General features: G+C 43.7%; 23 protein-coding genes. 7 read left to right on the forward strand and 16 right to left on the reverse strand.

Features of this window, described 5'->3' with window-relative positions; genetic code table 11:
* Nucleotides 1-281 precede the first annotated feature (281 nt).
* Entirely contained in the window at nt 282-743 is a 462-nt protein-coding gene (locus tag L0991_17335; protein XGB65291.1) for a TetR/AcrR family transcriptional regulator, read from the reverse strand.
* A 530-nt stretch (nt 744-1,273) separates the two neighbouring features.
* Between L0991_17335 and L0991_17340 the strand changes: the two genes are divergently transcribed.
* Complete coding sequence (locus tag L0991_17340; protein XGB65292.1) at nt 1,274-1,573, forward strand: YfcZ/YiiS family protein; 300 nt, start codon at nt 1,274-1,276, stop codon at nt 1,571-1,573.
* 37 nt (nt 1,574-1,610) lie between these two features.
* On the opposite strand, the gene L0991_17345 is transcribed toward L0991_17340, so the two are convergent.
* Nucleotides 1,611-1,907 carry a YnjH family protein gene (locus tag L0991_17345; protein XGB65293.1) on the reverse strand — a complete coding sequence of 99 codons (297 nt, stop codon included), beginning with the start codon at nt 1,905-1,907 and terminating at the stop codon, nt 1,611-1,613.
* 122 nt (nt 1,908-2,029) lie between these two features.
* Between L0991_17345 and L0991_17350 the strand changes: the two genes are divergently transcribed.
* Entirely contained in the window at nt 2,030-2,629 is a 600-nt protein-coding gene (locus L0991_17350) for a hypothetical protein (GenBank protein XGB65294.1), read from the forward strand.
* Between the two features lie 104 nt (nt 2,630-2,733).
* Here the strand turns inward: L0991_17350 and L0991_17355 are convergent, their stop codons facing one another.
* Nucleotides 2,734-3,840 carry a 1-acyl-sn-glycerol-3-phosphate acyltransferase gene (locus tag L0991_17355; protein XGB65295.1) on the reverse strand — a complete coding sequence of 369 codons (1,107 nt, stop codon included), beginning with the start codon at nt 3,838-3,840 and terminating at the stop codon, nt 2,734-2,736.
* Nucleotides 3,841-4,015: 175 nt separating this feature from the next.
* On the opposite strand from L0991_17355, the gene L0991_17360 reads away from it, so the two are divergent.
* Nucleotides 4,016-4,642 carry an AraC family transcriptional regulator gene (locus tag L0991_17360; GenBank protein ID XGB65296.1) on the forward strand — a complete coding sequence of 209 codons (627 nt, stop codon included), beginning with the start codon at nt 4,016-4,018 and terminating at the stop codon, nt 4,640-4,642.
* 151 nt (nt 4,643-4,793) lie between these two features.
* On the opposite strand, the gene L0991_17365 is transcribed toward L0991_17360, so the two are convergent.
* Nucleotides 4,794-5,285: a hypothetical protein gene (locus L0991_17365; protein ID XGB65297.1), complete on the reverse strand. Its 492-nt coding sequence runs from the start codon at nt 5,283-5,285 to the stop codon at nt 4,794-4,796.
* Nucleotides 5,286-5,307: 22 nt separating this feature from the next.
* Complete coding sequence (locus tag L0991_17370) at nt 5,308-5,829, reverse strand: nicotinate-nicotinamide nucleotide adenylyltransferase (GenBank protein ID XGB65298.1); 522 nt, start codon at nt 5,827-5,829, stop codon at nt 5,308-5,310.
* A 109-nt stretch (nt 5,830-5,938) separates the two neighbouring features.
* On the opposite strand from L0991_17370, the gene nadE reads away from it, so the two are divergent.
* The gene (gene nadE / locus L0991_17375; protein ID XGB65299.1) at nt 5,939-6,769 is read left to right on the forward strand and encodes an ammonia-dependent NAD(+) synthetase; all 831 of its coding nucleotides are present in this window, start codon (nt 5,939-5,941) and stop codon (nt 6,767-6,769) included.
* 86 nt (nt 6,770-6,855) lie between these two features.
* Here nadE and L0991_17380 read toward each other — a convergent pair whose 3' ends face one another.
* The gene (locus L0991_17380; protein ID XGB65300.1) at nt 6,856-8,712 is read right to left on the reverse strand and encodes a hybrid-cluster NAD(P)-dependent oxidoreductase; all 1,857 of its coding nucleotides are present in this window, start codon (nt 8,710-8,712) and stop codon (nt 6,856-6,858) included.
* Nucleotides 8,713-8,930: 218 nt separating this feature from the next.
* Here L0991_17380 and L0991_17385 point away from each other — a divergent pair, with 218 nt between their 5' ends.
* Together L0991_17385 and pyrC are read left to right on the forward strand one after the other, a co-directional pair.
* On the forward strand, nt 8,931-9,089 hold the full coding sequence (locus tag L0991_17385) for a YqaE/Pmp3 family membrane protein (protein XGB65301.1): 159 nt from the start codon (nt 8,931-8,933) through the stop codon (nt 9,087-9,089).
* A 192-nt stretch (nt 9,090-9,281) separates the two neighbouring features.
* On the forward strand, nt 9,282-10,310 hold the full coding sequence (pyrC, locus tag L0991_17390) for a dihydroorotase (GenBank protein XGB65302.1): 1,029 nt from the start codon (nt 9,282-9,284) through the stop codon (nt 10,308-10,310).
* Nucleotides 10,311-10,445: 135 nt separating this feature from the next.
* On the opposite strand, the gene L0991_17395 is transcribed toward pyrC, so the two are convergent.
* Nucleotides 10,446-11,351 (reverse strand): DUF808 domain-containing protein, encoded by a 906-nt coding sequence (locus L0991_17395; GenBank protein XGB65303.1) that lies wholly within the window; start codon nt 11,349-11,351, stop codon nt 10,446-10,448.
* A gap of 174 nt (nt 11,352-11,525) precedes the next feature.
* Between L0991_17395 and L0991_17400 the strand changes: the two genes are divergently transcribed.
* Nucleotides 11,526-12,452: a M14 family metallocarboxypeptidase gene (locus L0991_17400; GenBank protein XGB65304.1), complete on the forward strand. Its 927-nt coding sequence runs from the start codon at nt 11,526-11,528 to the stop codon at nt 12,450-12,452.
* A gap of 181 nt (nt 12,453-12,633) precedes the next feature.
* Here L0991_17400 and L0991_17405 read toward each other — a convergent pair whose 3' ends face one another.
* The 9 genes from L0991_17405 to L0991_17445 all read right to left on the reverse strand — a co-directional run bounded on the left by L0991_17405 (nt 12,634) and on the right by L0991_17445 (nt 22,680).
* Nucleotides 12,634-14,241, reverse strand: a complete 1,608-nt coding sequence (locus tag L0991_17405) for a BCCT family transporter (GenBank protein XGB65305.1) — start codon at nt 14,239-14,241, stop codon at nt 12,634-12,636.
* Nucleotides 14,242-14,697: 456 nt separating this feature from the next.
* A complete protein-coding gene (locus L0991_17410; protein XGB65306.1) occupies nt 14,698-15,270 on the reverse strand; it encodes a hypothetical protein in 573 nt (190 codons plus the stop codon).
* Nucleotides 15,271-15,517: 247 nt separating this feature from the next.
* Nucleotides 15,518-16,438, reverse strand: a complete 921-nt coding sequence (locus L0991_17415) for a cache domain-containing protein (GenBank protein ID XGB65307.1) — start codon at nt 16,436-16,438, stop codon at nt 15,518-15,520.
* Between the two features lie 11 nt (nt 16,439-16,449).
* Nucleotides 16,450-17,790: a TRAP transporter large permease gene (locus L0991_17420; GenBank protein ID XGB65308.1), complete on the reverse strand. Its 1,341-nt coding sequence runs from the start codon at nt 17,788-17,790 to the stop codon at nt 16,450-16,452.
* 34 nt (nt 17,791-17,824) lie between these two features.
* Entirely contained in the window at nt 17,825-18,367 is a 543-nt protein-coding gene (locus tag L0991_17425) for a TRAP transporter small permease (protein ID XGB65309.1), read from the reverse strand.
* 163 nt (nt 18,368-18,530) lie between these two features.
* Nucleotides 18,531-19,532 carry a TRAP transporter substrate-binding protein gene (locus L0991_17430; protein ID XGB65310.1) on the reverse strand — a complete coding sequence of 334 codons (1,002 nt, stop codon included), beginning with the start codon at nt 19,530-19,532 and terminating at the stop codon, nt 18,531-18,533.
* A 116-nt stretch (nt 19,533-19,648) separates the two neighbouring features.
* Nucleotides 19,649-21,115: an FAD-binding oxidoreductase gene (locus L0991_17435; protein ID XGB65311.1), complete on the reverse strand. Its 1,467-nt coding sequence runs from the start codon at nt 21,113-21,115 to the stop codon at nt 19,649-19,651.
* 48 nt (nt 21,116-21,163) lie between these two features.
* On the reverse strand, nt 21,164-21,589 hold the full coding sequence (locus L0991_17440) for a nuclear transport factor 2 family protein (GenBank protein ID XGB65312.1): 426 nt from the start codon (nt 21,587-21,589) through the stop codon (nt 21,164-21,166).
* Between the two features lie 284 nt (nt 21,590-21,873).
* Entirely contained in the window at nt 21,874-22,680 is an 807-nt protein-coding gene (locus L0991_17445) for an FRG domain-containing protein (protein XGB65313.1), read from the reverse strand.
* Nucleotides 22,681-22,965: the final 285 nt, after the last annotated feature.

The following is a 22,965-nucleotide window of genomic DNA, read 5'->3' on the forward strand; positions in this document are numbered from 1 at the left end:
CTTAAACTTAATTTTACCAGTAACCATAGCAATGCTCCCAAAACGTCTCACCTCGAGCCTTTGAGGCGCTAGAAATGAACATTATCAGTAGACACTCGCCAAGTTAGATTGAAAAAGATGAGCACAAGGCAAATGTAAGCCTATAAAAAGAAAAGAAATATCGCTATTAGAGACGCGAATAAACGAGCTGCTTTAGAGAGTGACAAAAGAAAAGAAGTGACAGATATCAGACGATAGGCACAAAAAAAGCTCCCTCAGGAGCTTCTTTTAGTACGTATTGATTATTGGCTCATACGAATCAGTGATTTACCAATCAACCACTCAAGTTCTTTACCGCTTGTATCACCAAACTGAGTCTCAGTTAGCTTGTAAAGACGATCAATACCGTTTGCCGCAAATTCGTGTGCGTTTTCAGCTGTAACGATATGGTGGAAAAGTAAACGTAAGATTGCTAGGAACTCAGCGTCTTCAAGCGCTTTAACCCAGCTAGCTGAAAATGCATCAAGACCATTTTCGAAATCAATGTGCTCCATGAACATCTTGAAGATTCGACCGTCTAGAGCAGCTGTGAAATCTGTTTTCTTTGGAAAGTGGTGGCTTATACCTGTACGAGAAACGCCCGTTTGCTGACTCAACGTCGTGTATGACATCTTGTCGTAACCCAACCTTAGTAACTGGTCTACAACGGCATCCATAATCTTCTGGATTGTGATTTCTGTATCTTCTTTACTACGCTTTGGCATATTCAGGCTCTTCTCTTTGTAAATCCATCTAACTCAATAAAATGAAGTCAGAATGAAAATTGTTATCAGCATTATGTGAGCAAGGCATTTTTTCGCAAGTATTTCCATTAAAATACCCGCCAGTACTTCGCATAAACAACTTTACAGTGCTGCCTCTTTGGGCACTTTGTCTAATTATTCTTCGAAAGTAACCTTACCGCTCTAAGTGGTTAATCTAAAATAACTACTTAGAATATCAAATACCCAACAATAAATTCATTGTATAAATACCTATCAAGCAATAGATAGTCTTATAAAATTAGTCACGACGCAACTAACTGAATGATATTCTAACAAATTAATGACACTGCTTTTCAACAAAACATGAGATAGATCACATACATATTTGTCGGCGCGAATGTACATATTCATTTAATCCCACAACAAACAACATAGCATACCAGTGCGAATTAGTTCAAAGATTTTAATTTTTGTAGATACAGTTCAAATTGCTCGTTAGAATAACCTCAGATTTTGTAAGAGGATTATTTATGAGCCAAGATATGGGTAACAACGACGTATGTGAAGCTTGCGGCTGTGCAGGCGAAATCGGGTTCATCATTAAAGAAGGTGACGATGTTGCTGAAGTAACTGTATACGGCAACTCGAAAGCACTAATTGAAGCTGAATTTGCAAAGTACGTAGAGCTAGCAAAGCAAGTGTCTAGCAATGTTGAGTATGAAGCGTCAGAAATGACCGAAGAAAGTACTGAATTGCATGCACGCTTCAAGTTCGAAGTAAGCGCAGAAAAGATTATTTTCGAACTTAAGACTCGCTCTCTAGCGCGTTAATATAAGCATTTATGCTCCTATATAAAGACGAGTTAAATTACTCGTCTTTTTTTATTTGTATCCAAGCAAGTGCGCCATTCGTTTCAAAATCGTTTTCCGCAGCACATTGAATCACAACACCAGAGACTTCGAGCACCGCTCCAATGCTGTATGCCTTGTCATCGTAATAACAAACTCGTTGCTGTTGACCACTTTGAGTAACCACCACCGCAGCTTTCCCCGGTGTTGAAATTACTTTGTTCGCACTAGCAGGCATTGAGCAAAAAATTGCACTTGCTACCAAAACGCTCTTAACTATTTGTATATTTACTCTAGTCATCCATTTACCTGCCATTGTCGTTTAATTTCTGATTAGCCAAACGATTTCTATTTTATCTACCGCCAAATGGGTAAAACACTATGCGAGAATAATTTTTCCATTATAGTGTTAGCGTCTATCGTAATAAGAAGCCTGTTATGCTCAGAATAATTGCACTTATTATTGGTTCTTTAACCATAACAAATGTCAGTGCAGAACCAATCGATCACTATCAAATATTGAACCATCTGGACAATTACGGAAACTTATATCTCCGAAATAAGCCTTACACAGCGCTTCCAACTGGTTTAGTGGTCGATGGTAATCTTAATATCGAAAACACCCCGATCACACGTTTGCCTAAAGGGCTTGATGTTAACGGTAGCCTCAAGGCTTCTAATAGTCAGCTAACCAGAGTAGCAAGTGGTGTAAAAATCAAAGGCTACGCCGACTTCATGGGTAGCAAAATCACCAGCTGGCCAAAAGGCGTCAGAGTCGGCGGGTTCATTAACTTCACTGACACCCCACTGCAAAGGCTGCCCAACGGCTTGCGAGTGAGAGGCGACCTTAGCGTGATTCGCACTCCTTTAACCGAACTGCCAAACGGCATTGTGATTGACGGTGACCTATATATCGGCGGCTCAGCAATTACTGCATTCCCAGAGACGATGACGGTGAAAGGCAATATCTATTTAGGTGGCAACACAGTCACGACTTGGCCAACAAATTTGGAACTGGGCGGTGCCGTGGCGCGCTAGCCTTGCCTTTAACTTTGCTCCTTTCCAACAAAAGTATAAGCAGAAAAACAAAAAAAGGAGCTCAAGGCTCCTTTTTCAATTCAATCAATTAAGCGAAATGTTCGCTAACCAATGTTCTTCACTGGGTTAGCATAGCTGTCGATCAAGTACTGGCGCGCACCTTTTGGTAACGTCGCTAACTTATCTTCGAACTCTTTCTTAACCGTAGCAGTGATCGAGTCATCTTCTTTCTCTGCCGCCAGTAGATTTACTGGGAACAGCTTGTAGTTATCATGGATCTGGCGATCAATCTCTTCAGCCAATGCTTCTGGAGTCTCAAAGTCTTGATCGATAACCTGACCAAAACCAACGTGAATGCGGCCTTTGTTGCCCACAATACCTTGGATAATGCTCTCAATATCTTCAAATTCGCCTTTTTCGTAGCTGCCGTTTACATCTTTTTCAAACAACTCGATCGCTTTCGCCGTATCACAAGGGTCATTTTCATATGAGATAGCAACAGGAACAATCTTCAGTGACTTCACGTATTCAGGGAATGCCACCTTCTGCTTGCGTCCTTCAACATGGAACATTTTAAGGATTGCAGGATCAGTGAAATCATTACCGTCTTTTGCGCGGCCTTCTTTCTGAGCGATCCAGATAGAGTTACCGGTGTCTAAAGAGTGCTTAATGTAAGAAGAGAGCTGGCCTAACGCTTTCATCATTTCACGCGGCCCTTTAAGAGAGCGCTTAACGATAAAGCTCTTATTCAGGCGCATCAGTTCTGTCGCACACGGCTTCTTCAGAAGGTTATCACCAATCGCAATGCGACAAGTTTGGTGATTTTGTTGATGCAATGCGTAGTTCACCAACGCCGGATCCATAGCAATGTCACGATGGTTTGATACAAACAAGTATGCTTGATTCACATCCAATGACTCTAAGCCTGTGTACGTCACACCGTTTGTGGTGTTCGCTAACGTGTCACGTAAGTACTTTTTCACTTCAATCTGAATGGATTCAACGCTAGTCAGCTTGCTCCACTTCATTTTTAAGTAAACACGTAGAATTGGGCTCATTAATGCTTGGAACCAAGCTGCGTGATTCGAAAAACGGTAGTTCAGAATCGCACTGATGAATTCTTCATCATTAATAAGACGGTTTAGTGCCGCTGGAATTTCATCATCGCCGTAAGGACGAATATCAACATATGGATCGGTTGGAGAGGTCATTTTTTCATTCATATAATAAAAAGCTGGCTCATTCTACGCGTTGTTTTGACTTCTCGCAGCTACAGAGCCCATACTTTTGACAAGGTCAGACCAGAAACAGTGAAAATAGCCTGTTATTGTTGGCATTCTTTGAGATTAACGGTAATCTTGACGCCCCAAAATTAAGGTACTATCTATGAACTTCGCTATTGAATATACATCGGCTTACTTTTCACACCTGGTGATCACACCACGCAAGAAAGTACTAAAACATAGCCTTGTATCGGTTCAAAGTGGCTTGGTTTTGATCAAACTGGGTAAGCAGGAGTACGCCGTAGAACCTGGCCAAAGCGTTTGGATTCCATTTGACTGCTTAACTTCGTTGACTTACTTCCCTAACACTCAAGTTAGCCGTGTCGATTTCTCTGTTCGACTGACGGATGCTTTCCCACGCCAAGCAGGTTACATCACGCAAACCAACCTCTCTTTGGCGTTGCTAGAGAAGCTAGAGCTTACTCACGACCGAGCTTCCGGTGCTAACAATACCGAGCAAGCGTGCAAAGACATGCTTTCTGTACTCAAGCAAGAAGTGTTGGCATTCAAACCACTGCTTTGTGAAAGTGCGTTGTCTCAACGATTCAATCAGTGGAACATTGATGACTCTAATCTGCCACAAGAGCACACCTTAGTGATGGTAATGCGCGAGGCGAAGAAGCGCATGCAATCAGGCCAGAAGCGTGCTGCTGTGATCGATGACCTATTCTCGGGTAAAGAAGAAGAGTTTGAACAACTGTGTATGCTGGTGTTTGGTGACGACCTATAGTCGCTAATAAGGCCTAATATCGCTGAGAAAAGCCAAAATTTAGATACTAAAAAGCCGCAAAAACTGAGTTTCTGCGGCTTTTTTAATTCTTATTACTAATTCAGGATAAATAAAAGCTAGATTTACAATCTTATAGAAGGATCGCGTTCGTCTAAAATGGTAACTCGACTTGCATCATCAAATCGGCATCTCTTGAATCGTGCCAACGATAATCAAAACGCATACGTGGTTGACCTTCTACTTTCTCACCGAAGCCAATGCTCAATTGCAAACCATGGTTCAAAAGCCACTCTTCAGTAGACATATCATACTGTTCGTCTTCCAAATCTTCAGGGAACCACATTCCCAATCCAACATAGTTAGACTCAAGGCTTTGCGTTAACAGTGGCGTGTCCTTGGTTTGAAGTACCCAGTCAGACCAATAGTCAGGTGTGCTCTCGGCTTCTTCTTCACTCATACCAGTGATTTCTAGCATGCGCTGACCGAAAGACTCGATGCTCGTAGAAAAATCTAGGCAGCTATTTTCATCATCAGAAGCCAGCATGATTGAGTCTAAGCTAAAAAAGTCACATTCAGCCTGTGCAGGTAAACTGCATGCTGCAATGATTATCGTCGCTGGTATCGCGCGCTTTAGCATAGTCATCAGACCTCTTGAATTAGTGAATCTACATTATTGTATACAGTCCACTATCTTGCAACATCTTTGTAACTGACTTTGTACTCAGTTTTGATACATCGCTTCCACTTATCAATGCATTACGAATGTCTGTACTGCGGATCTTCACCTTCTCCGGGCAAGCCATTACAGACCATCGCTCGGTAATCTCATCTGACTTATAGAAAGATGAGAACTTGAAGAAGTTGTCCGGTCCAATTACAAACGTAAGTTCAGCGTCACCATGTAACTTTTGTAATTCACTGAGTACCGCATAAGTTGTCACACTTTCACCGGGCGTGAACAAACTCTTTTCGATCAATGATAGTTCAACTTGATCCAATGAAAGATCACTAATAAATGCATTAACTAACTGACATCTCGTATCAAAGTCTAGCATCTCTTTTCCCCAAGCATGGGCAATACTTGGTACCAGAAGAATCTTGTCGAAATGAGCCAGTGAGTCAATCACACTTTTATGCCCTAAGCTCGGCGGATTAAACGCACTACCGAAAATGGCTATTTTTTCCATTATTAATTGCTGCCTTCTCTTTCTAAGCTTGTGCAAAGAGGTTTTTAAATCGAATGATTTAGGTATGATAACACTAGATTTTTAATTTGCTTGCAGGAAAGGAATACGAATGGAACAGTTAATTCGTGACGAAATGCGCGTACTACCTTCAATTGACCCTCACTTCGAAGTGACTCGTCGTGTGGACTTTATCAAAACGAAACTTCAGCAGTCTGGCTGTAAGTCCCTAATTCTTGGTATCAGTGGTGGTGTAGACTCGACTACTTGTGGTCGTCTAGCACAACTGGCAGTTGACAGCTTGAATGAAAGCACAGGTAGCAACGACTACCAATTCATCGCAGTTCGCCTACCTTACGGTGAGCAAAAAGATGAAGATGAAGCACAACTTGCTCTCTCTTTTATCCAGCCTTCTCAATCAGTTTCTGTAAACATTAAAGCGGGTGTTGATGGACTTCACGCGGCTTCTCACGTTGCACTTGAAGGAACGGGCCTACTACCAACAGACTCGGCAAAAATCGACTTTGTAAAAGGTAACGTAAAAGCTCGAGCTCGTATGATCGCACAATACGAAATCGCAGGTTACGTTGGTGGTCTTGTGATTGGTACCGATCATTCAGCAGAAAACATCACTGGTTTTTACACTAAACACGGCGACGGTGCCTGTGATTTAGCACCTCTATTTGGCCTAAACAAGCGTCAAGTTCGTGAGCTTGCGGCAACACTAGGCGCACCAGAGCAGCTAGTTAAGAAAGTGCCAACTGCCGATCTAGAAGAGCTTGACCCTCAAAAAGCTGACGAAGCAGCGCTAAACTTAACTTACGATCAAATCGATGATTTCCTTGAAGGTAAAGAAGTACCTCAAGACGTATCAGACCGCTTAGTGAGCATCTACAAAGCAACACAGCACAAGCGTCAACCAATCCCGACGATCTACGATTAATGCTTTAAGTTAATCTCAAATTAAAGAGGCCGGAAGTTCAACTTCCGGCCTTTTCTATTTTATGGAGGGAGTGACTTAATTAGCCATTAATCCACAACTTCGATATCCGTTTGAGGCACACTGCAACATGCTAAAATCTGGCCCATGTTACGTTCGTGCTCCTGCAGCGCTGGTACATCTGGTTGGTGAACTTGCCCAGACTCAAGGGTCACTTTACAAGCACCACAAAAACCGGCACGGCAGCTTGATGCAATAGATACACCCGCCGACTCAGCTTGCTCTAATAAGGTAGACTGGTTATTCCCTTCGAATAGATAGCCATTAACACTTAGCTGCAGCTGCTTAACTGTCTCTTCCGTTGATTGTGCGACACCAAATGCTTCTTGATGATAGTGCTGAGGATTCAAGCCCATTTGAATCAGTAGTTTCTTTGCATTATCCATAAAGCCATCAGGACCACACACAAAAGCTTGGCGTTTATGAAGCGCTTCAATCTTGGCGACATGCGACACGCTCAAACGACCAGATAAACCATCCCACTCTTTCGTTGGTTGGCTCAACGAATAGATCACACGTAAGCCTTTGTGCTCTTTGGCGATCTGGTCAATCTCAGCTTGATAAGGAATATCTTCTTCGCTGCTGCATTGATGATAGAACACCACATCATTAACCTGACCATGGTCTGCTAAATAGCGAAGCATCGACAGCATAGGCGTGATACCGCTACCCGCAGAAAGCAATAATAATGGGTGCGTTGGGTTCTCTTCTAAATAGAAAGCACCATCTGGGTTTTGCGCAACTAAGGTATCGCCAACTTGGAAATTATCGTTCAACCAGTTGGAGATCTGGCCATCATTAACACGCTTCACTGAAATCGCTAAACGACCCGCGCGAGATGGGCTTGAAGATAGCGTGTAACGACGAGACACTTTTTCACCATCAATAACCATTTCAATCGGCAGATGCTGACCTGGTTGGTAACTTGGTAAAGAGTGGTTCTCTTTCGCTGGCTCTAACCAAAATGTTGTAAAGTCTCGAGCGATCTCTTCACGCTCGACGCAAGTTAAATGCAGCGACTCTACCCATGTGTCTTCGTAATGTTCTTTTTCTTTAGTTTCGAGTACTTCAACCACATCACCCGCTCTAACTAAGCCTTCGTTCTTAGCGACTAGGTTCTGACCAAAGAACACACCACCACGATCATTGGCTCTGAATTTAGAGAAGGTATTCAGTGGCTCTTTTGTCGCTCTTAACTCACCACTGTTAACATCAACCGTGGTTAGAATACAACGTTCACAAGGCTTCACCGCCTCGAACTCAACCTCACCAATTCGAATACGCTTCCAGCCATCTTCAGCAAACGCTTCAGTGTTTGAGACGACAAAATTGGTGCGGAACTGATCCATGGAATGCGTTTCAGGGCTGCGGCGATTCAACTCATCAAGCGAAGCTTGGCTGATGATCAACATCGGGTAACCGTCGGCAAAACTCACATTATGGCCCAACTTTTCACGAACACGATTCGATTGTTCACCAGAGAAAAGTAGCTCAACACGTACACCCAATACATCACTAAACCAGTCATCAGCTTCGTCACTGGTTGTGTAGGCCGTGAAGCTGTCTTTCCACACTGTTGCTGGCGCTTCTTGCATCTTAAAGTTCGCATACTTAAGGCGCAGTGGCTCTTTGCCTTCGTAAGTAAAAATCAAGCCATCTGGCAGTAAGCTGGAAGACACTTTAACCATTTTAGGATATTTACGCGCCGTAACCATTGAGCCGTCAGCCAATGCCAGCATGAAACGTCTGTCAAAAGTGAGACCTTGTTTTTCAACCCAAGCAGAAGAAAGCGCAATGCCGCCCACTGATTTAACCGGAAACACATTGATTTGAGATAAGGAAGGAGCTTGCTCTGAAGCCTTTCGATCTAGAGGTGACTGCGACATAACGATTCCAATGTTTTATAGTTTGTCCCAATGCTAACAAATGGTTATAAATAGATAAACTGGCAGCCATTAAACACTTGATACTAAGCGAATATCTTGAGATGTTTAACTCATTGTCTTCTATACATTAAGGCAGCAATGCATTAACACTCTCCAGACCTTCTATACTGTGAATACAGTTAGTGCATTGAACTTTCATTGAATAAAAAGGATTTATCATGAACAAACTCGTCATTATCATCTTATGTGTACTGCTTCCTCCTTTGGGTGTGTTTTTCGCACGAGGCGCAGGCAAAGACCTTTTGATCAACATCGTCCTCACTTTCTTCTTCTGGGTTCCGGGAATGATCCACGGGTTGTGGGTAGCGACTCGATAACCCATCTTCAAAAATAAATACCGAATAAAATACGCAGAAAAACAAGCTCCTAACCCTGAAGAGTTAAAAATAGGATGAAATGAAAGTGCTTTTCCACTATCATCCTGTCGCCTAAACGTAAGCGATTGCTTTCACAGATTTCGCCGAGTTTAGGCTCCAACTACATAACACTTCAAATGGTGGGAGCCTTCAATGACACAACTTACGATTACTCGTCCTGACGACTGGCACGTTCATCTACGCGATGGCGAAGTATTAAAAGATACAGTGCGCGATATCAGCCGCTACAATGGTCGAGCGTTAATCATGCCAAATACCATCCCACCGGTAACTGATACCGAAATGGCTCTAGCTTACCGTGAACGCATCATGGCAGAGCAGCCAAGCGAGCAGTTCCAGCCTTTAATGGCACTTTACCTGACAGACAACACAACACCTGATGAAATTCGCAAAGCGAAAGAATCTGGCGCTGTTGTGGCTGCAAAGCTTTACCCAGCTGGCGCAACAACTAACTCTGACTCAGGTGTAACCTCTGCGAAGAACATCTACCACGTACTAGAAGCTATGCAAGAAGTTGGCATGCTACTTTTGGTACACGGCGAAGTAACCACGCACGATGTTGATATCTTTGACCGTGAGAAAGAGTTCCTAGACACCGTTCTTGCGCCAATCGTGAATGACTTCCCTAACCTAAAAATCGTTCTAGAGCACATCACGACTGCAGATGCTGCGAATTTCGTAAAGAACGCGAACGACAACGTTGCCGCGACAATCACAGCCCATCACTTGCTTTACAACCGCAACCACATGCTGGTTGGCGGCATTAAGCCACACTTCTACTGCCTACCAATCCTTAAGCGCAACACTCACCAAAAAGCGCTAATTGAAGCAGCGACAAGCGGCAGCAAGAAGTTCTTCTTAGGTACAGACTCAGCACCGCACGCAAAAGGCGCAAAAGAGTCCGCATGTGGCTGTGCGGGTTCTTACACGGCACACGCAGCTGTTGAACTGTACGCTGAAGTGTTCGAATTAGAAAGCAAGATTGAGAACCTAGAAGCGTTCGCAAGCCACAACGGTCCAGACTTCTACGGCATCCCACGTAACACTGACACCATCACTCTAGTAAAAGAAGAGTGGAACGTTGCTGAAACCATGCCATTTGGTTCAGACATCGTTGTGCCAATTCGTGGCGGCGAGACGATCGCTTGGTCAATAAAATAAGCACTCGCAAGGCAAAGTAAATACGTTGTAGATACTTCGTAAATACTTCACTTCAACTAAAAAGGGTCACCCGATTATGGGTGACCCTTTTGTTTAGTATCTAACAAACTCATTGCCTAAGACTTTGTTTAAGCCCTACTTGCCGCGAACCTTCTCTATCACACTCCAAACCGCGACAACAAGTAACCCTGCTACTACACCAATCACGCCATTCAACAAAGTGGGAACAACTGCAGTCGCTATCGTATGCCCGCTGAAGTCCATGATGATAGGTTCAATCAAATGATGAATCGCAGGAACGTTATGAACCACGATACCACCACCAACCAAGAACATGGCAGCCGTACCGACAACAGCAAGCATCTTCATTAACTTTGGCGCAAAGGAAACAAGCCCATTGCCAAGCTTTGTTTTGACTGCGCTACCGTCAGATGTACGTTGAAGATAGAAACCTAAGTCATCCAACTTCACTATCCCTGCAACCAAGCCATAGACACCAATCGTCATTACGACAGCAATCAAGCTCACGACAATAATCTGGGTCAAGATACTGGTCCCCGTCACGGTACCCAGAGCAATCACAATAATTTCTGCAGATAAGATGAAGTCGGTGCGAATTGCGCCTTTAACCTTTCTCTTCTCATAGTCCTCAATGGACTCACCGGTTTTATCTTCTTCTCCTTTGTCGTTATCTTGGTGGGCGTGCGGGAAGAACTTTTCTAAGATCTTCTCAGCCCCTTCGAAACAAAGAAATAAGCCACCAATTAATAGCAACGGCATGATCAACCAAGGAATAAATGCACTAATCAATAAGGCGGCAGGCACAAGAATCAACTTGTTCTTAAATGAGCCTTTTGCAACCGCCCACACCACAGGGATTTCTCGTTCAGCAGACACACCCGAAACCTGCTGTGCGTTAAGTGCTAAATCATCGCCCAATACACCTGCGGTTTTCTTCGCCGCCACTTTAGACATCAGTGCAACATCGTCTAGCACTGTGGCTATGTCGTCTAACAGTGTGAGTAAACTTGCTCCAGCCATTTTATTGTCTCTTTTAAAGGATTGAACAACAGATAAAATGTAACACTATCAATTCACTCATCAAAGTTATGAGTCTGTAAAAAATAAAGTCACAAACTGTGTTTTCTATTGCCGTCTCAGCGAGACAGGACTAGTCTGTCTGCATCTTTCACGAACATAAAAGAAAAAGTATAGATGAAAAGTGAATACAGCTACCCTATCGGTGAACCTGGAAAAAAATGGCAAGAAGCAGAACGTCAAGCATGGTTTGATCAAAGAACCGTTAAGCGCGAATACCAGCAAGAAGTGGTTCCTAAAATCCAAGCATTAGCAGACCGCTTTGACATCGAGCAATATGGCGCACTGAGCTACGATGAGGCTCGTTTCCCTCTGTTTGCAATCAAGAGCAAAAACTGGGATGCATCTAAACCAACCGTTCTAGTAACAGGCGGTGTTCACGGTTATGAGACCAGTGGTGTGCACGGTGCGATCAAATTCGCAGAGACTCAAGCAGAGAAATACTCAGCGCATTTCAACGTAGTAGTTGCACCTTGTGTTAGCCCTTGGGGTTACGAAGTCATCAACCGCTGGAACCCAAATGCCGTTGATCCAAACCGTTCTTTCTATGAAGGTACCCCTGCTGAAGAATCAGCAAACTTACGTGCATTAGTGTCTTCTCTACCAGAGGTACTGGTACACGTTGACCTACACGAAACGACAGATTCTGATGAAACTGAATTCCGCCCAGCACTTGCTGCTCGTGACGGCATTGAGTACATCGAAGGTATGATTCCAGATGGTTTCTACACAGTAGGTGACACTGAAAACCCTCAGCCAGAATTCCAAGCGGCTGTCATTGCTTCAGTTGAAAAAGTAACGCACATTGCACCAGCAGATGCAGACGGTAAGATCATTGGTTCAGAGGTGACACAGCACGGTGTGATTAACTACCCAATGAAAGAGCTAGGCCTATGTGGCGGCGTAACGAACTGCAAATACGGCACAACGACAGAAGTTTACCCAGACAGCGACAAAGTAACCGACGAAGAGTGTAACGACGCACAAGTTGCAGCTGTCGTTGGTGCTCTAGATTACGTGATTCAACACGAGCTAAATGCGTAAGCGAATAATTTATCTCTAGAGAACTAGAATAAAGTTGAGAAAAGCCACAACTGACGAATCACTTGTGGCTTTTTTATTTCTTGATAGCGCACATAAAAAACTCCCTCGCACAGAGTACAAGAGAGTTTCAGCAATACTTATGGCGTCATTAGTGAGCAATTTACCTCACTAGAAAGTCGCGCTATTTCGCTGTTTCGCTCACGTTTGCTTGGCCTTTATCTACTTCTGTAAATAGACCTTTCAGCAGACTCACACAACCAATCAGAAGAATGATAGTGAACGGTAGTGCCGCGATAATTGTAATAGATTGCAGTGCTTGGATAGATTGAGTACCACCAATCCACAGCATCACCATCGCAATCGCGCCTGAAATAACTGCCCACACTACTTTCTGTTTCACAGGTACTTCAAGCTTACCACCAGCCGTCATGCCATCGATAACAATCGAACCTGAGTCTAGTGTCGTAACGAAGAACACAATGATAAGTGCTACTGCGATAACCGATAGGATGCTACCAAACGAATACGCATCTAACATGTGGAACAAGCTTAATGATACATCTGTGATGCCTTGATCAAGACCAAGTTGACCAACATGATTAATGACCTGTTCAATAGCCACACCACCAAACACAGACATCCAAGCCGAAGTTACTAACGTCGGGATAATCAGTACGCAGAACAAGAACTCACGAACCGTACGACCTTTAGAAATACGCGCTACAAACATACCAAAGAATGGTGCATACGCTACCCACCACGCCCAGTAGAACACAGTCCAACCATGCAGCCATGTCGTGTCTTCACGACCAGTGCTTTGGCTCAATGCCAAGATATTTTTCACATAGCCTGTTGCCGCTGTTGCCACAGAATCAAGCACAGTTGTGAAGTTAAGCACTGCAATAAGACCAAGGAATACAAACGCAATAACCATGTTTAGGTTACTTAGGAACTTAACACCACCATCCATACCGCGAAGTACAGAGATGATCGCTAGGCCCATGATCAAAACAATAATAGACTGCTGAAGTAGGATATTGTTTTCCAAGCCAAACACATGGCTAATACCACTTGCCGCTTGCGTACCACCTAAGCCTAACGAAGTCGCCAAACCGAACAGAGTAACCAGTACCGTTAGCACATCGATCACATCACCTGTTTTGCCCCACACTCGCTCACCCAAGATTGGGTAAAAAACGGAGCGCATAGATAGTGGTAGGCCTTTGTTATAAACAAAATACGCTAGGCAAAGCGCTGTCATGCCGTAGATAGCCCAAGCATGGAAACCCCAGTGGAATACCGTTGCACCCAGCGCTAACTCACGACCGGCTTCTGTAAAAGGTTCTGCGTTCAATGGAGTACCAAACCAGTTGGTAAAGAACGCAGTTGGCTCAGCAACACCCCAGAAAATAAGTCCAATACCCATGCCTGCTGCGAATAACATCGCAATCCAAGAGGCCATTGAATAGTCTGCCGTTGCGTCTTCGCCACCTAAGCGAACTTTACCTAGAGGTGAGAATGCCAAAATAACAGCAAAAATTAACATGATGTTGGCTCCCCACATGAACAGGAAGTCAAACTTTGATAGAACCGCACCCTTGATGGAGTCAATTGCCGCTTTGGCATCTGCAGGAGGCAGAGCAAGGAGGGTGATGATGAAGAGAAGAGATAAGCCAACAGAGGCTACGAAAACTGTGTTATGGACATCCATGCCCCATTTACTGACGTTGTCTTGACCAACTTGATAGTCAGTAGAATCAATACTGTACTTTTTTGATTTAAAACTCATAAATTATGATGTTCGTATATCCGATTCAACGAATATAAGGACTCGCTCCATATCCAACTACTACTTGATTGGCTCGCCAAATCACCTAAATAAAGCATGGTGAAAGTCACTATTTGAGATAGTGAATGGACTTACTTGCTCAATCCCAAGCCGCACAATATAGCACAACACGAAGCATTTTGACTGAGTTTTAGCTCAATAGTTACTCATAATCGCCTGAATAATGATAATTAACCTAATAAAGCCAGAATAAAATAAAACTATAAAATCATTTAAATACAGTGGTTTAAATCAAAACCGCACACCGTAAGTTCATATTCAAATTTTCTGTATATAATTTTAATAATCGTCCAATTTACTTATAGCTCTAATAAAAAAGCCCCGCTATAGGGGCGGGGAAATTACCAAAGGTAAAAGAGAAATGGATGTTAGCGCTGCGCACTGCAGCGCTCGATATTAGAGTGCGAAACAGAATCCAAGATTGTAATCATCACCATTTTTCGCAGTGAACTCTTTATCTTCACTTGATGCATTTGGTCGACCGCTTTCATCGCCCTTCACTAAGCTAACCCAGTGTCGGATTCCAGAAGAAATACTCGCGTCTGTTTGACCAAATGTGGTGCATGTCTCTAGTTGGATGTCTTCGATGTCAACAAGCTCAAGATTACCTGTGCCTTTGCGAGCACCAATCGTCACTTCCACATGTGTACCACTTTCATCGCGGAACAGGATTGATGATGGCTTAGATTTATCACCTGTATATGCCACAAAATGCTTCGCGCGTTTTAGGCCTGTATGTTCACCATTTTTGAAGTAAACCTGAACATGTCGGTAGTCAATCTCATAGCTCACAACATCTTCGTGAGAGCCCGACTCAAGAGGAAATAGAGTATCTAGCAACTGTTTCGCCATCTTCTGCTTTTCGAGTTGCTTGTCTGCTTTCACCATTTCGACGGCAAAGACAGCTTCAGCAATAAAAGTTGAATGGTTTCTGTGAAGTTCTGTTTTGTCTAGTGTCAGCATATTCATAGTCTATCCCTCGTACGGCTTTAAATTTCACTCGGGTCAAACATCCTAATTGACCCTTTTCAGATTTGTTCTTTACTGCTTGGTTTCCATGTTTTTCATACTACTGTTATTTTTGAAACAATTTCACAACAAAAATTACACACTGTGAATTTTACTAAATTGCTTTTTTACACACTCCTATTTTTAGGGGTAAAATGAGCATTAAGTCATTAATTTAAATAGACTCACACTCACCGCACTCTCATTTTTACGTCTTGTTTGATTTTGTGTAATATCCAACCCCTACCAGCTTGTTATCGATAACTCGATAGTAGGTATGCTTGGTTTCGACCTTACTCGACAATGGATTTAACCAGCGATAGGTATAAACTCCACGGCCATTTTCGCGTGCAAGATTCAACATATCAGTGAGGATCGGTTTATCATCTGGGCTCAAGATTTCGTTGTGTGATCGCCCAACTAATTCAGGGGACACCCCATGCGCCAGCAGCTTTCCTGAACTCATATCCATCACAAACACATACAAATCCCCTTCTACGAAGCTACCGTCGGCATCATTGAACTCAGCCAGGCTCTGTTGCTCCGACTCCACTATCGCGGTCATCGCTCTTGCCAATAAGCGCTTAGCTTCAGCCGCACTAGAACGCTCTGGATAGAAGCCTACGGCAACAATCACATCTCCAACACGTTCAAAGAAGGTCGTTTTGGGCTCTCCCATACGATCGGTTGGGTTGGTCCAGTGATATTCCACCTCACCAAAACCGTTGTGGACGGCTTTGGTGATTATTTCTCGGAAAAACGGATTGCCATAAACATCTTGCGTGTCCAACACACTATCGCCCACCAGCACCATTGAAGAGCCGCCACTGGCAAGGAATTGACCGTCAATTCCGAGTGCAAACACGTATAACTCACCGTCAATGTATTCTGGGTCACTCATGAAATCTTTGACGCTTTCATCTCCCTCGGTTTGAACGTGAATTACCGCTTTCGCCAGCAAAGTTTTGGCTCTTCTCTCAGCCTCGCTCACCACATGGGGCTCAGAAATATCGAGCACATTGACAGCTTGGGTAGCCTTCTCCGACTCCGAATGCTCAGCCCGTAAGCCCATGCCACCAATAACGGCAAACAAGACGCAACTGATAAGGATAATTTTGGATACACTCATGGTTATCTCTCCTAATAGCCCACTAAGGACGGAAGCCAAAGCGTTATTTGTGGGAAGAAAGCGATAACAAACACGCCTACAACCGAAGCAAGAACAAAGGGATGGATCTTCGCAGTGATTTGCTCAACCGTGGAACCACCTATCCCTGATGCAACAAAGATGTTTTCGCCAAGCGGCGGCGTTGCAAAGCCTATCGATAAGGTACACACCACCACGATGCCCACGTGAGTAGGGTCCGCCCCCAGCATGTACATGATTGGTAACAGAACCGGCACGATGATCATGATCGCCGCTAAGGTTTCCATAAACATGCCGATGAACAACAACAAGGTAATCGTCAGTGCCCACACCATGTACATGTTGTCAGTAAAACTGAGCAGTGACTCAGCCACCACGACTGGAATTTTTTGTTCAATCAGTAAGCGGCCAAATACAGTAGCGGCAAAGAGGATCAATAACACACGCCCGGTGATCCAGGTCGTGGTGGATAAAGATTTCATCACGCTTTTAAATGACAATTCGCGGTGAATAAAGACACCCACAAACAGCGAATAGAAGATTGCTACAACTGCGGACTCTGTTGGTGTGAACATACCGCTGTAGATACCACCAAGAATCAAAAATGGCGCTAGTATCGACCACAAACCTCGACGCAAGTAATGCCTTACATCACCAAATGACCAGGTTTCAGTAAGCCCTTTGTAGCCTTCTCGCTTAGCAATGAAATAGTTGGTCAGCACCAGTGTCGATGCCATGATGAAACCCGGCACAACCCCTGCGACAAACAGTTTTGGAATCGATAAAGATGCAAATTGACCATGTTGTGCAATGGCTTCTGGTGGCGCCATCAAGCCCATCGCAGAGATACCAAAAATAACCAAAGGAATGGATGGCGGAATAATGATCCCTAGCCCGCCAGATGCTGCCGTTACAGCCGAGGCATAGCTCTTATCGTAGTCACGCTTAACCATCGCAGGCACCATTAGCATACCTACCGCGGCAGTGGTTGCTGGTCCAGAGCCAGAGATCGCACCGAAGAAAAGGCAGGCCATTACCGTTGCCGCACCAAGGCCGCCTGTTACTGGCCCCGCTAAGCTTTCGGCAATATCAACCAAACGTTTGGAGATCCCTGCCGCCTCCATTAATGCGCCCGCAAGCACAAAAGCAGGCAGTGCCATAAGCGGGAAGTTACCTACCGAGGTAAATGCGATTTGTACCAGTGCGATCGGATTTTTGTCGAGCAACATATAAGCCGCCATCGAAGCGCCGGCCAGTGATACCGTGATTGGTGCACCTAGGATTAACAGGGTTAAGAAGCCACCAAATAAAATTAGAGTTAAATAGGATTCCATTATTACATCTCTCTATTACGACTATTCTCTGTGACTACTGCATCGACTTTTGTGCAGTCATTTTTCGCAGTTCTTTCACTTCTGGATCTTCATTGGTTGCCCCTTTGAATAGGCGCTCATAGTTGTTCCAGATAATTCGAATCATCATCAGGGAAAACGCGATAGGTAAAATCATGTAGAAGTACTTCATCGGGATACCTGTAGTCTGAGACTTCCAAAACAGGTTCATTTTGTTGAACACAAAGTCATAACTGAGATAGACAAAGTAACCGTTGAAGCAGAGCCATAAGAAATCAGCGATGGTTTCACTGACGGTTTGCACAATGGGCGGAAAGAATTTGAAGTGAAAGCTCACTCGGTTGTGTGCCGACATCTTCGCCGCCACAACAGCCCCTAAATAGGCAAACCAAACGAACATATAAGTAGCGACTTCATCCCCCCACGGGATTGAGTAGTCGAATAGCTGACGCGTCAGGATTTGTGTAAACAGCAATAGGACAAAGCTTGCAAGTAACAAACAACATGTATATTCCTCAATGTTGTTCAGGTGTTTTTTTATTGTTTTAGCGACTGACATATAACCTCCAATGTTGATTTTCACATGACAACCAGTCGCTCACGGTCCTAAAAGATCAGGTACAGAACAGCTCAACGAGTACAGCCATGTAAATGCCCTATCTCACTGTTCTATCGCTAGGTGATTAAGTCGCGTAGAACAGCAGATAGGGCGAATCTAATCGTTACTTTCTACCTAGTAACTCAAGAACGTCGTCTAGCTTGTCTTTGCCTCCAATGCTTGAGTAGAACTTAGGCCAAACTGACTTAGTCACCTTGCTGATCCACTCTTGCTCATTATCTGCTGGGTCGGTGAATACCATGCCCTTCGCTTGTAGCTCTTCACGAATTTGGTTTTCCGTGTTTTCTAGATAAGCGAAGCTGTGCTCTGTCGCTTCCTGACCGGCTTCAAGAATGATCTTCTGCATTTCAGGTGTTTGCTGTTGGAAGACCGTTTCACTCACAATTAGAGGTTCTAGAGAGAAAATGTAGCGAATGTTGGTCACGTACTTTTGTACTTCATTGAACTTCATCGCATGCACTGTGATGTAAGGGTTATCTTGACCATCTACCACGCCCTGTTGAAGGCCGGTAAAGGTTTCAGACCATGCCATTGGCGTTGGGTTTACGCCCCATGCTTGGTAAGAAGCGATCATGATTTCGTTACGAGGAACACGAATCACGAGCCCTTTTAGATCTTCAGGCGAAGCGACAGGCTTTTTCGAGTTAGTCAGAACCCTAAAGCCTGAATACGCCCAACCGACAATACGCACACCAGCATCACGGATCGTATTATCAACTAAGTCTTGGCCTACTTGACCTTGAGTCAGTAGCACAGCTTCTTCTGCACTCTGAATTACGTAAGGCATGGTCAATAGACCAACCGTCGGAGAGAAAGGCGTTACGTTATTGATCGCCAGTACAGAGAAGTCGAGAAGCCCGATTGCCGCATCGTTGACTGTGTCTTGCTCGTTGCCTAACTGACCGTTCGGGAACAGATCGATTTTTACTTTACCGTCTGTTTTTTGCTCCATGAGTTCAGAGAATGAGGTCGCCAATTCCCACTGCGTACCACCAGCAGCATCGCCGATGGCCATTTTAAAATTCGCTGCTGCCGCGGTATGAGATAGCACCGCTGTTGCTACAATGGTGACACCAGCAATAACTTTATTTTTAATAAATTTCATAGTCTTAACCTTTCCTTTCATACAGACTTCCTGCCTGTACTTTGCTCACAAGGTGACCTGGTAAACTTTCCTGGTCGTAGTTCTATTTCCCTATTTTGGAAACAATGTTCGGGTAGTTACAGCCTTTCATCCTTTAACGAATACCACTGATAAAGGAACCGCTGCCCCATTCTTCGAAACGGCGCAAACATCTCTGATTCCACCACTTCCCTCACGTTGGGGAACGGAAGTTTTGATTCAAATATTGGTAGGTCGAGCGTGTGACCTTCACCTGCAATCCACTGAGCAAGACGCTTACCCGCTTGAGCGGAATACATAACGCCATTACCGCCATATCCAAGGGCGTAGAAGATGGATTGTTTTGGATTCGGTTGATAAATCCTCGGCATCATGTCGTGGCTGACGTCCACCCAACCCCACCATGAATAATCGATTTTGATCTGATCAAGAGACGGGAATTTTCGAGTAAGGTCCGCTCTTAGCATGTCTTCATATTTCTTTTCAGGTGCGTTTTTGCCGCTGATAGCACTGCGTGTACCAATCTGTACTCGGTTATCCGGTAACAAACGGTAGTAGTGGCGCAGAATTCGAGTATCAGTAATCACTTGATTAGTTTTGAAGTTACACGTGGCGATTTCATCTTGAGTTAGCGGACGTGTGACCATTGAGTTGGACAGTACTGGCAACAGGCGATTTTTAAGCTCTGAATGCAAGCCTTGGCTGGTATACCCACCCGTACAAACACCGACAGAACGCGCTTTAACAACACCACCAGGCGTCTTCAGGTAATGCACACCGCCACGAGTCTCCCAGCCCATAACTGGACTCGATGGGTGAACTTTAACGCCGAGTGCTCGCGCCTTTCTTAGATAACCAAACGCCAGCTTCCCTGCATGAATGCCAATCCCTTCTGGCTCATGCATCGCACCTGCCGCTTCTTGATCACCAACGTAATCACGCTTTACGGTTTCTGCATCTAAGATCTGCGCATCGTAATCAAACGTGTCGCGCAACAACTTGGCTTCTTTCTCAAGTGTTGCCATGACTTTTGGACGGTGAGCAACATATAAGTGACCGCCCGGTTGTGGGTCACAATCGATGTCTTTGATCAGTGACTTGAAGGTTTCCATGCCATCTACACACTCGCGGTGCATTTTTAGCGCCGTTTCTAGGCCCCAGCGTTCAATCCATTGTGAACGCTTCAAACGCCCAGAGGCACACTGCGCCTGACCACCATTTCGAGTACTGCATCCCCAGCTTGAACGGTTAGCTTCAATCACTGTCGCTTTTATGCCATACATTTCTGCAAGATGTATCGCGGTACTCAGGCCAGTAAAGCCGGAACCGATAATCGCCACATCGACATCCATGTCAGATGTGATTGGGCCATCATCTTCAGGTGGAGCACCTGCAGTATCTACCCAATACGTTGGGGCGTATTCTTTACCATGACCTGGCGTTTTATCCTTAAGTGGATCGTACTTTGGATCGTATCTATCTTTTGCTTGAGTACTTTCTTGTGCTTGGGTGTTTTTCACCTTTGGCTGCACATCGGCAGCCGGTTGTTCCATTACTAAACTCATAATTCGACTCTCCTAGTCATAACACGTGAACGGGTTGCGGTTTCGTGTCTAGCTTTTGGGAGTCAAAAGAGGTCGTGTTTTACGGAAGGCATTTTTAACGCTAATTTTTCCGTCTTTCAGAGTAAATACATCAACCATGCGAGCTTCAATAATGCTGCCATCCGGGTTAGTCGCAGAGAATGTTGATTCACTCACAGCGCGATCACCACACACAAAGTGGACAGGATCGCTCCAAGCGGCGTCTGGGAAGTTCTGCCAAACCAATTCAAAGCTCTTTCGAACCGCTTCGTACCCTTCGATAGTATTTCCAACTAAGCCTTCGCCAGCCACAGTATGGAATACACAATCTTCAGTCATGAACGACATTAATGCTTCGATATCATGGTTATTCCAAGCATCACTGAATGACTGTAAAAAAGCGGTGTCGACTTGGTTTTCCAGCACGAATGTCGCTGCATTGGTTTGCATATTCATATTCCAGAATCCTTTATGTTTACGTTATTGGTTTAAATTTCAGTAGCTTTGCGCCACTTTTTTATTAGAGTTTTTAAACTAGAAACTTGAAGATTTAACAACTTGATAACAAGCCGAATAACTCTAACTTCGAGTTGTGTTATATACAATCTTTAAGCTCACAGATTTCGTATTTTTATAAATTTAATTAGTGTTCTAAGTTTATTTAAACAAGACTTCACTCTATTTAAATAATTAAAATAAGACATAAGCGAAGTCTTAATTTTCGATAAAGATATTAGTCGTTAGTCGAAGTCAAAATCTTGATGGTACTTTCGGCCATATTGTTCCAAAGTTCGATTATGAGTATTAACTTGTAATTCGATGTTGCTTCCTTCTTTACCCATAACCTTATTTCCATCGACGTGTGATTCATTTTTCAAATCAACCATTGTCTCTTCGTTATACTCTGTAGGTTCATTTAACACATTCATGGATACTAACTCCTTTATTAGATTTACTTTGGCTGACGGAAGGACATGAACGGATACTAGACCGTTTGAATATCCTTGCTCGTCGTACAAAGGTTGAATGGCATCATTGCAACCTTCCTTAAACGGATGAATGGAATACCATTTGTCCTTACGTTGTTCTTGCTGGTCACAATCAACAACATGAAATATCTGAGTTTTCTCAGCACCACATGGCGTGAAGAAATCACTAACCCTTTCAAAACCAATCACTTTAGTAATATTAATGCAGTCTTTACTCTGGCTATGACACAAAGCCCACAACGCATTAACCAGGTTATCGCTCCATTCAAGTAAACGTGTGGGAAATCCCTGTTTCTTAGCTAAGCACATCAACAACCAATCATTTATGTCGTGAGAGTTCAATGAATGCCCACCATAGACACGAACAGTTGAAAGCAGATCTTGTTCGACTCTTCGTAAGTTCTTACGGTTAGAACGGCCCAAGCTTGGCATCAAGTTATTGTTTTCGTAATCACAAACGTTATAAATCAACCCACAAGGCTCATTGCACTCGTTAATAAAAGAATCGATTATTTGGTAAAGTTCTTTGAGTGAGCTTATATAACGTTTATTGTTCATATCTATTTTCTACCACTCACCTATATAAATAATGATTCTTAGCTAAAAATAAAGGTTAACGACTCTTCGAATACTCATACTAAAGTCGAATAAATCCAGTGACTCATCAATAATTACTATTTTAATATTCGTTGAATAATAATTACTGATAAAACCTCGATATCGATACAATGTAATGTGGAGTAATAGTGATTTGGTTAGTGCTCTAATATTCAGAGCAATGAACGTGAAAAATATGACTTAATGAAAAAAGAGTTTTCTTTCACGTTCAATTTAATATCAAAA

It is taken from the genome of Vibrio chagasii, assembly GCA_041879415.1.
GTDB lineage: Bacteria > Pseudomonadota > Gammaproteobacteria > Enterobacterales > Vibrionaceae > Vibrio.